Origin of the sequence: Dactylosporangium sucinum (genome assembly GCF_014647515.1) — a bacterium.
Lineage (GTDB): Bacteria > Actinomycetota > Actinomycetes > Mycobacteriales > Micromonosporaceae > Dactylosporangium > Dactylosporangium sucinum.
Map to the genome: position 1 here is coordinate 115,847 of NZ_BMPI01000015.1, position 14,292 is coordinate 130,138.

The 14,292-nt window shown below is 74.0% G+C and carries 15 protein-coding genes; 6 read left to right on the top strand and 9 right to left on the bottom strand.

Going from position 1 to position 14,292, the window contains the following annotated elements:
- Positions 1-5: 5 nt before the first annotated feature.
- The 3 genes from IEZ31_RS17685 to IEZ31_RS17695 form a co-directional block, all read right to left on the bottom strand.
- Positions 6-875 (bottom strand): RNA polymerase sigma-70 factor, encoded by an 870-nt coding sequence (locus tag IEZ31_RS17685; RefSeq protein ID WP_190250965.1) that lies wholly within the window; start codon positions 873-875, stop codon positions 6-8.
- The gene (locus IEZ31_RS17690; protein ID WP_190250966.1) at positions 872-2,029 is read right to left on the bottom strand and encodes an NAD(P)/FAD-dependent oxidoreductase; all 1,158 of its coding nucleotides are present in this window, start codon (positions 2,027-2,029) and stop codon (positions 872-874) included. The genes IEZ31_RS17685 and IEZ31_RS17690 overlap by 4 nt, the downstream gene beginning before the upstream one ends.
- Positions 2,030-2,116: 87 nt before the next feature.
- Positions 2,117-2,635 carry a hypothetical protein gene (locus tag IEZ31_RS17695; RefSeq protein WP_190250967.1) on the bottom strand — a complete coding sequence of 173 codons (519 nt, stop codon included), beginning with the start codon at positions 2,633-2,635 and terminating at the stop codon, positions 2,117-2,119.
- Positions 2,636-2,815: 180 nt separating this feature from the next.
- Between IEZ31_RS17695 and IEZ31_RS17700 the strand changes: the two genes are divergently transcribed.
- Positions 2,816-3,340 (top strand): chaplin family protein, encoded by a 525-nt coding sequence (locus IEZ31_RS17700; RefSeq protein ID WP_190250968.1) that lies wholly within the window; start codon positions 2,816-2,818, stop codon positions 3,338-3,340.
- A 108-nt stretch (positions 3,341-3,448) separates the two neighbouring features.
- Here IEZ31_RS17700 and IEZ31_RS17705 read toward each other — a convergent pair whose 3' ends face one another.
- The 4 genes from IEZ31_RS17705 to IEZ31_RS17720 all read right to left on the bottom strand — a co-directional run bounded on the left by IEZ31_RS17705 (position 3,449) and on the right by IEZ31_RS17720 (position 6,955).
- A complete protein-coding gene (locus tag IEZ31_RS17705; protein ID WP_190250969.1) occupies positions 3,449-4,255 on the bottom strand; it encodes a PhzF family phenazine biosynthesis protein in 807 nt (268 codons plus the stop codon).
- Positions 4,256-4,329: 74 nt separating this feature from the next.
- Positions 4,330-4,731 (bottom strand): hypothetical protein, encoded by a 402-nt coding sequence (locus IEZ31_RS17710; protein ID WP_190250970.1) that lies wholly within the window; start codon positions 4,729-4,731, stop codon positions 4,330-4,332.
- A 110-nt stretch (positions 4,732-4,841) separates the two neighbouring features.
- A complete protein-coding gene (locus tag IEZ31_RS17715; RefSeq protein WP_190250971.1) occupies positions 4,842-5,750 on the bottom strand; it encodes an RNA ligase family protein in 909 nt (302 codons plus the stop codon).
- A gap of 14 nt (positions 5,751-5,764) precedes the next feature.
- Entirely contained in the window at positions 5,765-6,955 is a 1,191-nt protein-coding gene (locus IEZ31_RS17720; RefSeq protein WP_190250972.1) for an FAD-dependent monooxygenase, read from the bottom strand.
- A gap of 94 nt (positions 6,956-7,049) precedes the next feature.
- Between IEZ31_RS17720 and IEZ31_RS17725 the strand changes: the two genes are divergently transcribed.
- Positions 7,050-7,952 (top strand): TetR/AcrR family transcriptional regulator C-terminal domain-containing protein, encoded by a 903-nt coding sequence (locus IEZ31_RS17725; protein ID WP_190250973.1) that lies wholly within the window; start codon positions 7,050-7,052, stop codon positions 7,950-7,952.
- A 13-nt stretch (positions 7,953-7,965) separates the two neighbouring features.
- Here the strand turns inward: IEZ31_RS17725 and IEZ31_RS17730 are convergent, their stop codons facing one another.
- Together IEZ31_RS17730 and IEZ31_RS17735 are read right to left on the bottom strand one after the other, a co-directional pair.
- Positions 7,966-8,637, bottom strand: a complete 672-nt coding sequence (locus tag IEZ31_RS17730; RefSeq protein ID WP_229835328.1) for a response regulator — start codon at positions 8,635-8,637, stop codon at positions 7,966-7,968.
- Positions 8,638-8,668: 31 nt separating this feature from the next.
- Complete coding sequence (locus tag IEZ31_RS17735) at positions 8,669-9,808, bottom strand: sensor histidine kinase (RefSeq protein WP_229835330.1); 1,140 nt, start codon at positions 9,806-9,808, stop codon at positions 8,669-8,671.
- Between the two features lie 145 nt (positions 9,809-9,953).
- Between IEZ31_RS17735 and IEZ31_RS17740 the strand changes: the two genes are divergently transcribed.
- The 4 genes from IEZ31_RS17740 (at position 9,954) to IEZ31_RS17755 (ending at position 14,272) form a co-directional block, all read left to right on the top strand.
- Positions 9,954-10,889 carry an ABC transporter ATP-binding protein gene (locus IEZ31_RS17740; protein WP_190250975.1) on the top strand — a complete coding sequence of 312 codons (936 nt, stop codon included), beginning with the start codon at positions 9,954-9,956 and terminating at the stop codon, positions 10,887-10,889.
- Complete coding sequence (locus IEZ31_RS17745) at positions 10,880-12,364, top strand: ABC transporter permease subunit (protein WP_229835332.1); 1,485 nt, start codon at positions 10,880-10,882, stop codon at positions 12,362-12,364. Before IEZ31_RS17740 ends, IEZ31_RS17745 begins: the two co-directional genes overlap by 10 nt.
- Positions 12,361-13,191 carry a hypothetical protein gene (locus tag IEZ31_RS17750; protein WP_190250976.1) on the top strand — a complete coding sequence of 277 codons (831 nt, stop codon included), beginning with the start codon at positions 12,361-12,363 and terminating at the stop codon, positions 13,189-13,191. Before IEZ31_RS17745 ends, IEZ31_RS17750 begins: the two co-directional genes overlap by 4 nt.
- Before the next feature lie 61 nt (positions 13,192-13,252).
- Entirely contained in the window at positions 13,253-14,272 is a 1,020-nt protein-coding gene (locus IEZ31_RS17755) for a DUF6461 domain-containing protein (protein WP_190250977.1), read from the top strand.
- The last annotated feature ends 20 nt before the right edge of the window (positions 14,273-14,292 follow it).

Below are 14,292 nucleotides of genomic sequence, written 5' to 3' on the forward strand. Positions count from 1 at the left end.
GCCGCTCACCGGAGCAGGGTCGTCCCGTCGGCCACGGCCCGGAGCTTGTCCGGGTTGGCGACGTTGTGGATGGCCGTGATGCGGCCCTGCTCGTCCACGTCGAAGGTCACCGTGGCGATCACGCGGCCCGCGCCCGTGAAGACGATGCCCGGGGCGCCGTTGAGGTCGGCCACGGCGGCGCGCATGTCGGCCGGGTCGACGCCCTCGTACGGGCGGGTGGCCACCGCCGCGAACCACGTCGCCACGTGCTCGGCGCCGACCACCGGGCGCAGGGCCTGGCGGACCTTGCCGCCGCCGTCCGTCCACAGTGTCACGTCCGGGGCGAGCAGCTCCATGAGCGCGTTGAGGTCGCCGCCCGTCGACGCCGCGAAGAACCGCTCGGTCACCTCGCGGTGGCGCAGGCGCGTCGCATGGTACCGGGGGCGGCGGGACCGCACGTGCTCCCGGGCGCGGTGGGCCGCCTGGCGGACGGTGTCCTCGGAGCGCTCGACGGCGTCCGCGATCTCGCCGTAGCCGAACCCGAACGCCTCCTTCAGCACGAACACCGCCCGCTCCAGCGGGGTGAGCTGCTCCAGCACCACGAGCAGCGCCATCGACACCGAGTCCGCGTCGACGTCCTCGGTGGTGGGCACCGGCTCGGGCAGCCACGGGCCGACGTAGGTCTCCCGCCGCGCCTGCGCCGACCGCAGCCGGTCCATGGCCAGGTTCGACACGATCCGCACCAGGTACGAGCGGGGGTCGGCGACCTGCGCGCGGTCCGCCGAGGACCAGCGCAGCCAGGCGTCCTGCACCGCGTCCTCGGCGTCGGCCGCCGAGCCGAGGACGCGGTACGCCACCGAGAACAGCAGGTTCCGGTGCTCGTCGAACACGCTCATCGGGTGTATTTCCCGCCGCGCCGCCAGGCGAACATGCCCGAGGCGGGCAGCTTGTAGGTGCGGGCGAACCCGGGCCACGGCGACGCGCTCACCGTCTCCTTGTACCAGGCGGCGCGGCGGCCCGTGAGGTACATCCGCCCCGGGCTTCCGTCGGGCCGGGTGAACTGCACGACCGCGTCGCCGCGGCCGAGGCTGACCGGGGTGTGGAAGTAGCCGAAGCGGAACGGGCGCGGCGCCCGGCCGTCGAGCGTCCGCACGATCGTGGCGGCGGCGTGCACCCCGGTCGGCATGCCGCTCTGGCAGGTGCCGTGGATCATCCCGTACCGCTGGCGAATCGCCGCCGCGTCGCCGATCGCGTAGACGTCCGGGTGCGACACCGACCGCAGGGTGGCGTCGGTGACGATGCGGCCGCGGTCGTCGACGGTCAGCCCCGCGGCGGCGGCGAGCGGCGCGACCCGGACCCCGCCGACCCAGAGCACGACGGCGGCGGCGACGGTCTCCCCGCCGGCCAGCTCGACCCCGTGCGGGAGCACCTTGACGACTTCGACGCCGGCCCGCACGCGCACGCCGAGCCGTTGCAGGGCGGTGTCGAGGTGCCGCCGGGCGCCCGGGCCGAGCGCGGCGCCGGGCTCCTCGCGGGCGAGCAGGACGACGTCCAGCCCGGGGCGCTGCTCGGCGATCTCGGCCGCCGCCTCGATGCCGGTGAGCCCGCCGCCGCACACCGCGATCGTCGCGCCGTCGAGGCTCGACAGGCGCTTCGCCAGTACCGTGGCCTCCTCCGGGCCGTCGAGGGTGAACGCGTGGTCGCCGGCTCCCGGCACCGCCTGCGTGTCGCTCACGCTGCCCAGCGCGTAGACGAGGGTGTCGTACCGCAGGATCCGCTCGTCGTCGACCCGCACCGTCCTCGCGCCGGGGTCGATCCCGGTCACCCAGCCGGTCACCAGCTCGATCCCGGTGCCGCGCAGCAGGTCGGGGATGCGCAGGTCCGCCGGCTCCTGCCCGGAGGCGACCTGGTGCAGCCGCAGGCGCTCGGTGAAGCGCTCGCTCGCCGAGACGACGGTGACCCGCACGGCTTTGTTCCCCGTGCGGCCGGCGAGGCTGACGGCGGCGGTCAGGCCGGCGTACCCGGCGCCCAGAACCACGATCTCGTGCATGTCCGTTGCCCTTCTTGTGTCGTTCGGTGACGAACACGAGACGGGTGTCGTGCGCCCGGGCGTGAAGCGGGGTGGCGGGGGTCACACTCAGCAGGCGTCGGCGGCCTTGCGGTCGAACTCGGCGCGGCTCGTGACGGTTCCGGTGCGCACCTGGTCCGGTTGGAGCTGCTCGAGGTCGGCGAGCGTGAAGTGCAGCGGCGTGGCGGGCGGGCTGGCGAAGACGTCGATCCGGTAGGCGGCGCCGGCCTGCAGCTCAAGCTTCCCGGCCGGCCTCGGCGGCGCTGACGGCGACGCCTGCGACTGGGACGGCTGCGGTTGGGGCGCCTCGGCCGTCCAGCCGGCCGGGACGACACCCAGCACGATCGTCTCCGCTTCCCGGCTCGGCACCGTGCGGTGGATGCGCCACAGGATGTCGCCGAACCGGTCGGGCGGGTCGGTGCGCAGCTGCAGGCCCGGCCGGTACTCCTTGCACAGCCGCAGGTGCACGACCACCTGGCCGTCGCCGGTGCGGCCGAGCGCGAGCAGCGGCAGCGTCGGCTGCGGGCAGGCCGCGAGCGTGGACGCGGCCAGGGCGAGAAGCGCGATCGGGGCGGCTCTGCGAAGCATGCGGGGGATTCTCCGGCCGTTGCCCGGGCGCCGCAGTCCGGCTCGCGACTACGTTATGTCACCGCATGGGTGCATCCGGTCACGAAATTTCGTGAAATATCCTTCTCGGGTTCGCATTTCGGGTTAGGTGGAGGGCGCGACGGACGTTCCCCGTCGATCACTCGTCGAAAGGTCCTCATCATGAAACGCTGGCTCATCCGGTCGGTGCAGGTCGCCGCGCTGTCGCTGGGTGGCCTCGCGCTCACCGGCACAGCAGCCCACGCCGACTGGCAGAGCGGTCCGAACGTCGGTCTCTTCAACGGGAACCAGACGTCGACCACGGTTCAGGTGCCGGTGAACATCTGCGGCAACTCCCTGGCGATCCTCGGCATCGCCAGCGCCAACTGCAACGGCGGCGCATACGCCTACTCCGGCAACGGCGGCAACGCCAGCGGCGCCGGCTACTACAGCAGCAACGGCAAGGGCAACGGCAGCGCGAACGCCAACTCGAACAAGAAAAAGAAGAAGAAGTACACCAACAACGGCTACGCCTCGGGCAACAGCAACGGTGGCGGCGGCGCGCACGCGTACAGCAACAACGGCGACTGGACGACCGGCTACAACGTCGGCTTCTTCAACGGGAACCAGACCTCGACCACGGTCCAGGTGCCGATCAACGTGTCGTGCAACTCGGTCGCCCTGCTCGGCATCGCGCAGAGCTGCTGACAACCTGACCCCGGGGCGCCGCCTTGCCCCGACGCGTCGGTGAGCGTTGGCCGGTGTGCCGGCGGGACCAGCTCTCCCGCGGTACAACGGCCAACGCTCTTTCGTTGTTCACGCAATCCGGACGGCCGCTCCGGTGACCGTGATGCCCGTGGCCGGGTCGGGGTCGAGGCCGACCGTCAGGCGGCTGGGGCGGCCCATGTCGGCGCCCTGGTGGATGCTCAGCGTGGCCGGGAGCGTGACCAGGCCCAGCTCGCGCAGGTAACCGCCGAAGGCGGCGGCCGCGGCGCCGGTGGCCGGGTCCTCGTAGACGCCGCCGGGCGGGAACGGGTTGCGCGCGTGGAAAACTGTGGGCGACTCGCGCCAGACCAGCGCGACCGTCGTCCAGTCCTGGGCGGCCATCAGCTCGCGCAGCGCGGGCACGTCGTAGTCGAGGCCGGCCAGGCGTTCCCGGGTGGGTGCGCCGACGATCGGGTGCCAGGCGCCGGCGTACGCGGCCCGCAGCGGGAGCGACTCGTCGATCGCGTCCCAGCGCAGCGCCGTCAGCAGGGCCGCGCGGGCGTCGGGCGGGATCTCGCGGGTGGCCGGCGGGACGCTGCGCAGCGTCGCCGTGCCGGGCGTGGTGTCGACGTGGACGGCGCCGGCGTTGGTCCGCAGATCGAGCGGGCCGGGCCCGAAGCGCTCGGCGTACGCCACCGCGGTCGCGATCGTGGCGTGCCCGCAGAACGGCACCTCGGCGAGCGGGCTGAAGTACCGGATCCGGCGGTCCGGGAACAGGAACGCCGTCTCCGAGTAGCCGACCTCGGCCGCGATCGCCTGCATCCCGGCGTCGTCGAGGCCGGTCGCGTCGAGCACGACCCCGGCCGGATTGCCTCCCGCGGGATCGGTACTGAACGCGCTGTACCGCAGTATCTCCATGCCTCGACGCTAGGCGGAGCACGCAGAAGCCGTGCGGTCCAATCCGCCGCCGGTGGACCGCACGACCCCGGGGCCTATTTGGAGGTGATCGAGTGGCCGTCGCCGCCCTCGATGTGGGTCGCCTCCTGGAACGACGAGTCCAGCTGCTGGCGCAGGGCGTCCAGCTCGGAGAACTGGGCCTCGTGCGAGGACTCGGAGCCCTCGGCCGCGAAGACGTGCTCCGAGTCGTACTGGTCGTGGCTGTAGTTCGTGAACTCCTGCTCTTCGTAGTGCGTGCCGTCCGGGCTGTCGAACTCGACCGAGCGGCCCTGCTGGAAGTCCGTCGACTCGGCGTGCTCGGTGTCCTGCTCGTACACGTTGAACTGGGAGTTGTAGTCCGCCTCGCTGCCCTCGGCCTGCTGCAGGTGGTCGAGCTCGGCGTGCTCCGCGCCGGCCTCCGCGTGACCGTACTCGAAGCCGGGGTCGTAGTCGCTCATGGTGATGATCTCCCTCGGATGCGGGCTCGGGTACTGTGACCGACGTTACGTTGCGTTCCGCCGCCCGGAATCCCCCGAACAGGCCCCCTGGACCGGGGTCCGAACGGGCATCACGGTGTGATTCGAGCCCGCACGGCGGCCTCCAGCCGGCGCTGCTCGGCCTCGGACAGCGCGGCCGTCGCGGCCGGGAATGCGTCGGCGAGGTCGACGAGCACGTCGAGCACGACCTCGTCCGCGAGCGCTTCGAGGTCGTCCGGGCCGACCTTGGAGCGGGCGCTCGCCAGCCGCGGCCGGTTGACGAGGCCCTCCGCGAGCCGGCACAGCTCTTCCGGCCCGACGAAGGCATACGGGTCCCAGGGTTGGCTCCCGCTGTACCGCAGCTCGTCGAACTCGAGGACCTTGACCTTCAGCGAGGGTCGCCGGCCGGGCGGGCCGGCGGCATCGGGCCGCAACACGACGCCTTCGGCGAGGTTGCCGTCGATGGCCGGCAGGCCGAGCGCGCCCGGCACCCGGCTCTCGAACCGCTCGCCGACGGTGTCCACAGTGGATCGTGTACCGCGGGCGAGCAGCGGCACGACGTCGAGCCCGCTCTCCGCCGCGATCGCGGCGACGTCGTCATACCGGCGGAACGCGTCGTCGGCGAGCACGTCGAACAGCGCGAACCGGATGTCCGGCGCGTACCAGACGCCGGTCTGCACCGGGCTCACGCCGGGCACCGCGGGCACGTCGGGGTGCGGATAGTGACCGCCGTACAGCTCCCCGTAGAGCCGCACGGTGGCCGCCGACGTGTGCCGGAGCGCGACGGCGACGGCCCGATCGAACGCCGGCCGGAGCAGCTGCCACCCGAAGAAGGCCTCGTCGGCCCGCAGCCAGTCCTTACGCTTGCCGACCCTGGTCGGTGCGCCCCGCCCGCCGGCGACGACGACGTTGGCGCCGTGGATCTTCTCGGTCGCGATCCACGGCCCGCCGATGCCGACGGCTTGTCCACTGAGAATCTTCGGGTACGCCAGGTGCTCCACCGCCGCAGTCTGCCCTACTGAGCGGTCGCGGCCTCGTACTCGGGCAGGTCGAACGCGCCCGCCTTGGCGAACTGCCCGGCCAGGATCTGCCGCATCGGCCAGCGCAGCATCATCCGCATCGACATCGCCCGCATCCGGATCATCGCCCGCCCCCGCGGCGCGAAGGCCCCGATCCCGCCGGGCGGCAGCTCGGTCGCGGCGGCCACGTAGTCCCGCAACTTCTCCTGGTAGGCACCGAACGCCGCGACCCCGCGCGCGGCCAGCAACTCGCCCGCGAGCACGTACGCCCCGACGAGCGCCAGGCTGGTCCCGAGCCCGGCGAGCGGCGACCCGCAGTACCCGGCGTCCCCGAGCAGCACCACCGACCCCCGCGACCAGTTCTCCACCCGCACCCGGCTGATCGAGTCGAGCACGAAGTCGGGCGCCTGCGGCAGCGCGGCGAGCAGCTCCGGCACCCGCCACCGGGCGCCGGCGAACCGCTCGGCGAGCCGCCGCTGCTGCTCGTGCACGGTGGCCCGCTCCAGCCCCGGTTCGTCCGAGGTGAAGCTGAGGTACGCCTTGGCGATCCCGTCCCGCTCCGGCCGCACCGCGGCCACGAGCCCGCCGGGCGCGTTATACATGTACATCCAGTGATCCAGGTCGCCCGGATCGGGCACACTGAACCAGGCCATGTACGCCCCGAGCGGCCGCACGTACTCGGCCTCCGCCCCGAAGGCGAGCGCCCGCACGCCGGAGTGCACCCCGTCCGCCCCGACCACGACGTCGAACCGCTCCTCGCCCCCGTCCGCGAAGCGAACCAGGGCGCCGTCCCTCGCCTGCTCGATGGCGACGATCCGATCCCCGAACCGGTAGTCCACGTGGTCGCGCGTCGCCTCGTACAGCACCCGCGCGAGATCCCCCCGCATGATCTCGATCTCGGCCACGAACCCTTCGCCGCCGAACGCGTCGGCAGGCATCTCAGACGTCCGCCGCCCCCGATCGTCGACGGTGGCCACCCCACGCTCGTCGAGCCGCAGCGCCATGACCTCGGACATGAGCCCCATCCGCTCGACGACGCTCCTGGCGGCCCCGCGGACGTCGACCGCCTGCCCGCCGACCCGCGGCGCGCCGGCCCGCTCGACCAGGGTGACCTCGATGCCGCCCCGGTGCAGCCAGTGGGCCAGGGCAGGGCCGGCGATCCCGGCTCCGGAGATGAGCACTCGCATGCGCAAGAAGCTAGGCGCCCGCGGCCCGGCCGGGCGCGACGACTAGTACACCCGAGCCCCCTGACCGCGCGGCGTTCCCTGGTGTACTAGTACGGTGACCGCGCCCGACCCTGAGCCTCCCTATCGCCGGATCGCCGCCGAGATCCGCCGCCGCATCGCCACCGGCGACCTCCGCCCGGGCGACCGGGTCCCGTCGGCCCGCCAGATCACGCGCGACTGGAGCGTGGCGGTAGCCACGGCGACAAAGGCACTGGCAGCGCTGCGCCAGGCGGGCCTGACCACGGTCGTCGCCGGGGTCGGCACCGTCGTCGCCGGCGCCCCCACCGCCCGCCCCACGACGCCGGCCCTGTCCCGCGCGGAGATCGTCACGGTGGCGACGGCCCTGGCCGACAGGGAGGGCTTCCAGGCGGTCTCGCTCCGCCGCGTCGCAACCGAACTGGGCCTGGCAACGGCGACGGTACGCCGCCACATCGAGTCGGAGGACACCCTGATCCTCCACATGATCGACGCCGCCTTCGCCTCAGCCCCGCTCCCTCAGCCACCGCCCCAGGGCTGGCGCGTGAGGCTGGAGCTGGCAGGCCGCAGACTCTGGACCCTGTTCCGCCGCCACCCCTGGCTGGCCCCGGCCCTGTCGCTGACCCGCCCCCAACCGTCAGCCCACGGCGCCAAGTACCTGGAGTGGGTCCTGACGGCGCTGGACGGCACGGGCCTGTCGCTGCACGACCGGATGTACGTCCACCTGATGCTCTTCGGCTACATCCGAGGCCTGGCCACGGCCCTGGAGCCGGAGGCACAGGCGGAACGCGAAACCGGCATGACCGGCAACGAGTGGATGGACTCCGGCTTCGGCGACGCCCGGCTCCCACCCGACGTCCCGATCTTCGAGCGGCTGGTGGCCATGGAAGACTTCGAACTGGACGTGGACCGCTTGTTCGACTTCGGCCTCTCCCGCCTGCTGGACGGCCTCGCCGTCTTCGTATCCCGCTCCCGCCCCTGACTGCGTGACTCCGTCAGCGCCGCGGCACGACGATCCCGTGCTCGTACGCAGCGATCACGGCCTGCACCCGATCCCGCACCCCGAGCTTGCCCAACAACCGGCTCACGTGCGTCTTGATGGTCTCGGTCCCCACGACGAGCCGCTCGGCGATCTCGGCGTTGGAGAGCCCCTCGGCGATCAGGCGCAGGATCTCGGTCTCCCGCGGCGACAGCGCCGGCAGCTGCCCGGCCGGCGTCGCGGTCCGTAGCCGGTTCACCTCCCCGATGAGCCGCCGCGTCACGGTGGGCGCCAGCAACGCCTCCCCGGCCGCCACGACCCGCACCGCCTCGAACAACCGCTCCGCCGCCATGTCCTTCAGCAGGAACCCGCTGGCCCCCGCCCCGAGCGCGTCGTAGACGTACTCGTCAAGGTCAAACGTGGTCAGCATGACCACCCGCGGCGCCGGCCCGGCCCCGGCAAGGATCTCCCGGGTGGCCTGAATCCCGCCCATCACCGGCATCCGCACGTCCATGAGCACCACGTCGGGCCGCAGCTCCCGGCACAGCCGCACGGCGCCGGCCCCGTCCGCCGCCGTCCCGGCAACGACGAAGTCGGGCTGCGTGTCGAGCAGCGTGGCAAACCCGTCCCGCACCGCCGCCTGGTCGTCCGCCACAACGATCCGCACCGCCACCCCCCGCCCGGTCACCGCAGCGTCCCCTCATCCGCCGGCGCGGTCATCATCGACCCGCCGGCACCGGTAGCACCGCTCGCACCGCGAACCCCCCGGACGGCCCCTCGGTCGTCTGCAGCGTGCCACCCGCCACGGCGACCCGCTCCCGCATGCCCACGAGCCCGTACCCGGCCCGCCGCTCCCCCGACGGCGCAGCCGGCGCGGGCCGCGCGGCCGCCGCCGAACGCCCGCCGGTGTTCCAGACGGCGAGCCCCAGCGTCTCGTCGCCGTACGTGACCTCGACGTCCACGGCGGCGCCCGGCGCGTGCCGGCGGGTGTTGGTCAGGGCTTCCTGCACGATGCGGTAGGCCGTCAGCTCCAGCCCCGGATCCAGCGGCCGACAACGGCCGCGCACGATCAGGTGCACCCGCGAGCCGTCGACCTCGCGCGCCTCGTCGGTCAGCGCCAGCAGCTCGGCGAGGCCCGGCTGCGGCGACGCCCCGGGCGCCGTCGAGTCCTCCCGCAGCACCCCGAGCACGCGCCGCAGCTCGGCCATCGCCATCCGGGCGGTCTCGCCGATGGCCTGCAGGCGGGTGGCGGCGAGCTCGGGCAGCCCGGGCGTTGCCAGGCGGGCGGTGTCGGCCTGGACGGACAGCATCGAGATGTGGTGCGCGACCACGTCGTGCAGCTCGCGCGCGATGCGGGCCCGCTCCTCGTGGACCGCGTAGGCCCGCGTGAGCCCGTCGAACCGGGTGGCGACCTCCCGCCGGTCGGCGGACTCGGCGCCGTCCCGCCGGGCCGTGCCCAGCGCGAGCGCGCCCGCCGAGACGACCAGCAGGCCGACGCCGACGACGCCGGGCCGTGCGATCGCATACGCCACATAGGGCAGGGCGAACAGCTGCGCGACCCGGCCGGACGTGCGGGCGCCCACGACGTACAGCACTCCTGCCTGCGCGACGACGGCGGCCACCGTCGGCCGCTCGCCCAGCGCGAGCGCCACGAGCGTGGCGCCGGTGGCGGCGACCGCGGCCGGCACGGGGCGCGTGCGCACGAACGCGATCGGGAGCGTGGCGCACAGCGCGAGCGCCAGCGCCGCCATGAGGTCGCCGACGGTCCGGGCGCCGTGCAGCACGGCTTCCGCGGCGGCGGCCGTGCCGAGCTCGACGGCGGCCGCCGACGGCGTGCGCACAAAGCCCGGCAGACCCACGCCGCCCATTATGGTGGCGGGCCGGCGGGCCCGCGTCCCGCTGCGGAGCCACCTTCGGGGTCCCTCGCGTGGGGGACGGCGCGGCGCGCAAGATAGCTCTCGTCCGTGACGCGGCCGGCCCGGCCGGTGCCCTACGGTTCGTGCCATGCCCGGCTTCGCCATCGAGGTTCGCGACCTGACCAAGCGCTACGGTGCGCTGACCGCGGTCGACGGTCTGAGCTTCTCGGTGCAGGCCGGGAAGGTCACCGGCTTCGTCGGTCCCAACGGGGCGGGCAAGTCGACCACGCTGCGGATGATGCTGGGGCTCGACCGGCCCGACGCCGGCGATGCGCGCATCGGCGGCCGGCACTATCGCACCTTCCACGAGCCGGCCCGCACCGTCGGCGCGCTGCTCGACGCGGAGGCGGTGCATCCCGGCCGTCGCGCGGTCGACCATCTGCTGTGGATGGCGCGGTACAACGGAATTCCCCGCTCCCGGGTCACCGCCGTCCTCGAGCAGGTCGGTCTCGCCGCCGTCGCCCGGAAGCGGGTCGGTGGCTTCTCGCTGGGCATGCGGCAGCGGCTCGGCATCGCCGGCGCCCTCCTCGGCGACCCGCCGGTGCTGATCCTCGACGAGCCGGTCAACGGTCTGGATCCGGAGGGCATCCAGTGGATCCGCGGATTCCTCCGCTCGCTGGCGGCGGAGGGTCGCACGGTGCTGGTGTCCAGCCATCTCATGGGCGAGCTGCAGGACACGGCCGACCACCTCGTCGTGATCGGGCGGGGCAGGCTGCTCGCCGACACCGGCGTCGCGCAGTTGCTCGAGCAAGTGTCGGGCGGCCGCACCGAGGTCCGCACGCCGGCGCGGCTGGCGGCGGTCGACGCCCTGGCGAATGCCGGCGCCACCGTGGCCGTCACCGGACCGGACACCCTGACCGTCACCGGTCTCGACCCCGAGCGCGTCATCGCCGCCCTGACCGGCGCGGGCGTGCCGTTCACCGGGATCGCCGAGCATCGCGCCGCCCTGGAGGACGCCTACATGGCGCTGACCCGCGAGCACACCACGTTCGCCACGACGGACGGGGACGGCACGTGGACGTGACCGAGCGGCGGCCGCGGGCGGGCGCGATGGCCGGCCGGGCGTTGCGGGCCGAGTGGACGAAGCTCCGGTCGGTTCGCGGCACCTGGCTGGCGCTGGCCGCGATGGCCGGGCTGACGCTGTTCCTGGGGCTGCTGTCGGCGACGCTGAGCCGCAGCGACGTGAACCGCGGGGTGCTGACCGTCGACCAGTTCCACTTCGTGCATCGCCCGCTCGTCGGCGACGGCAGCGTCACGGCACGGGTCACGGCCCAGACCGACTCCGGCGCGTGGGCGAAGGCCGGCCTGATGCTCAAGGCGAGCGACACGAGCGGAGCGGCGTATGTGGCGCTGATGGTCACGCCGGACCACGGGGTCCTGCTGCAGGCCGACGCGCGGACCGAGCTGCGCGGCGGGAGCGGCGGCGCGCCCCGCTGGCTCCGGCTGACGCGGGCCGGCCAGTCGGTCACCGGCGCCGAGTCGGCCGACGGGGTGGCCTGGCGCGACGTCGGCACCGTCACCGTTCCCGGGCTGCCGGCCGAGGCGCGGGCGGGCGTGTTCGTCGGTTCCCCGCCGTACGTCCACTTCGTCCAGTTCCCCGGGGAGTACCGGAGGTACGACCCGACGATCGGTGCGGCGAGCTTCGACCACGTCGCGGTGAGCCCGAGCGGGCCGGCCGCTGCCTGGCAGGACACCGACGTCACGCCGGCCGATCCGCGGGATCCGCCGCCGCCCCTCGACGGCGGCCTGCCGAACCTGCCGATCCTGCCGGGTGCCAGCGCATGGCACGACGACGGCTCGGTCACCGTCCGGGGCAGTGGCGACATCGGCCGGGTCGGCCTCGGCGGCATCGACATCGCCGACCTGGACCGCGTGAAGGCCAGCCTCTTCGGCGTGCAGCTCGGCATCATCGGGGCCATCGCGCTGGGGGCGCTCGCGATGACGTCGGAGCACCGCAGCCGGACGCTCGACACGACGTTCGCGATGCAGCCGAGGCGTTCGCTCGTCCTGGCCGCGAAGTCGGTCGTGCTGGCGCTGGTCGTCCTCGCCGCCGGGCTGGCGACCGGGGTGGTGAGCTTCCTGGTCACGCAGCCGCTGCAGGAGACCGGCGGATTCGGGCCGCCCGTCTACCCGTCGCACAGCCTGACCGACCCGGTGGTGCTGCGCGCGATCGGCGGCGCCGCGGCGTACCTGGCGTTGATCGCCGTGTTCAGCCTGGCGGTGGGCACGATCGTCCGCCGTACCGCCGGTGCCGTCATCGCCCTGCTCACGCTGCTGGTGGTGATCCCGGTCGTCGTGGCGGGCACGTCCGACGCCGGAGACGGCTGGCTGCGTCGCTTCACGCCGGTGGCCGGCACGTCGATCCTGCAGACGACGCAGTTCCCGCCGGGATCGAACGAGACGGTGACGGGGCCGTGGACGGGGTTCGCGGTGCTGTGCGGGTACACCGCGGCGGTGCTGGGCGCCGCGTTCTGGCTGCTGCGGAGGCGGGACCCGTGATCCGCGCGGTGTGCTCCGAGTGGACCAAGCTGCGGTCGCTGCCGTCCGGCGTCTGGTCGCTGGTCGCGGTGGCCGCGCTGATGGTCGGCGGCGGGGCGGCCGTCATCCTGATCACGGACGTGCCCGGGTGCGCGACCGGTCCGCCCGGCTGCGGCCGGGGCGCAACGGCCGCCTCGGCCCGCGCGCTCAGCGACACCGCCGCCCTGCTGCTGTCGGGCGTTCACCTGGCCCAGATCGCGGCGGTGGCCGCCGGGGTGGCGCTCAGCTGCGGCGAGTACCAGCCGAGGCTGCTGCGCACCACCCTGGCGATGCACCCGCGGCGGCCGACCGTGTTCACGGCCAAGGCGATCGTCGTCGGCGCGGCCGTGCTGACCGCCGCGGCGGTGGGCGTCGGCCTGGCGCTGCTGGCCGGGCGGCCGCTGCTGGAGGCGCACGGGCTGACGCCGGGCGTCGGGTACCCGCCCCCGGACCTGGGCTCGGCGGACCTGCGGCGGGCGGCGGTGGGCACGGCGCTGTACGTCACGCTGATCGCGCTGCTGGCCCTGGGGATCGGCGCCGTGCTCCGGCACGCTGGTGCGGCGATCGGGGCGACGTTGACGCTGCTGTACGGGCCGTATGTGGTGACGCTGCTGGTGCCCATGTCCGCCACGGCGCTGCACCGGGTCCAGAGTGTCATGCCGATGAGCGCCGGGCTGGCCGTGCAGACCACCGTGGCGGGCACCGGCACCGCGCCGCTGTCGCCGTGGGCCGGCCTGGCGGTGCTGGGGGTGTACGCAGCGTCGTTCCTGTTGCTCGGCGCCGCCCTGGTCGCCGTCCGCGACGCCTGACGAACGGGCCGACTGCCGAACGGGCCCACTGCCAACCGGGTGCGGCAGTATCGTGGCGCGCGTGGACGGGGAGCTTGCGGGCGAGCTGTACGAGGAGCTCGGGGAGATCTGGTGCCTCACGTTCGTGCGCGGGGTGGACGCTCGGGAGGCGCTGCGGCGGTTCGGTGCGTATCCGGACACCATTGTTCCTCGGACGCTCGGTGACATCGGGGAGCTGAGGCTCTCGTTCGACGCCGGGTATCCGGCCGTCGCGGCGGTCACCGACGTGGGCGGGTGGGCGGTTGTCCTCGAGCCGGAAGGGTTCGAGGCGGCGCACACGTTGCTCGAAGCGGTGTCGGCGGGGACGGAGGCGGTGTCCGTCCTGCGGCACGACTACGCGGCGGCTCGCTTCGGTCATGCGGTCGACGGTGTGCTGGTGACCGGGTTCGACCCCGACTGGCCGCATCGGCGCTGGGGCACCGAGCCGGATCGCCACGGGGTGTTCGCCGAGGAGGACGACGAGCGGGACGCCGCCTGGGCGCTCCCGCTCGCGGCCGGGATCGCCGGTTGGTTGCCCTCGTTGGATTCGGTGCGGGAGCCGTGGCTGTCGGCGGAGTTCGACCCCTGGTTCACGCCCGCGCGGCCGACCCAGCGGCTGCGCGGGGACGACTCGGAGCTGCACGCGGCGGTCGAGGGGGCCGGGGCGGCCGACCTGCGGGCGGTAGCGGTCGCCGAGGTGCGGCGCATCGCCGGGCTGCTGGGCGTCGCGGGTACGGCGGGGCTGGAGGAGGTGCTGCGGGCGGCGGCCGGGGAGCGGTTCCCCGGGGTGCCGGTGGACTCGGCGCTCGGCGTGGCCGTGCGCGGGTGGCTGCGAGAGGCCTCACGGGCGTCCTGGTCGCTGAACCTCGATCGGCACCGGATGAGCGAGGGCGAGCGGCAGCGTGGGTACCTGTTCGGCTGGTTCACCGCGGCGCTGCGCGGCGCGCTGGAGCCCGATCCGCTCGCCGCGGCGCACGCCGCCCTGATTCCGCTGGTCAACGGGCCGGTCGCGCTGAAGGACCCGGTTGCCCGCGGCGCTGCCCTCGCCCGCCTTCGCCGCTGAAGCCGGTGAAGCCGGGCGCG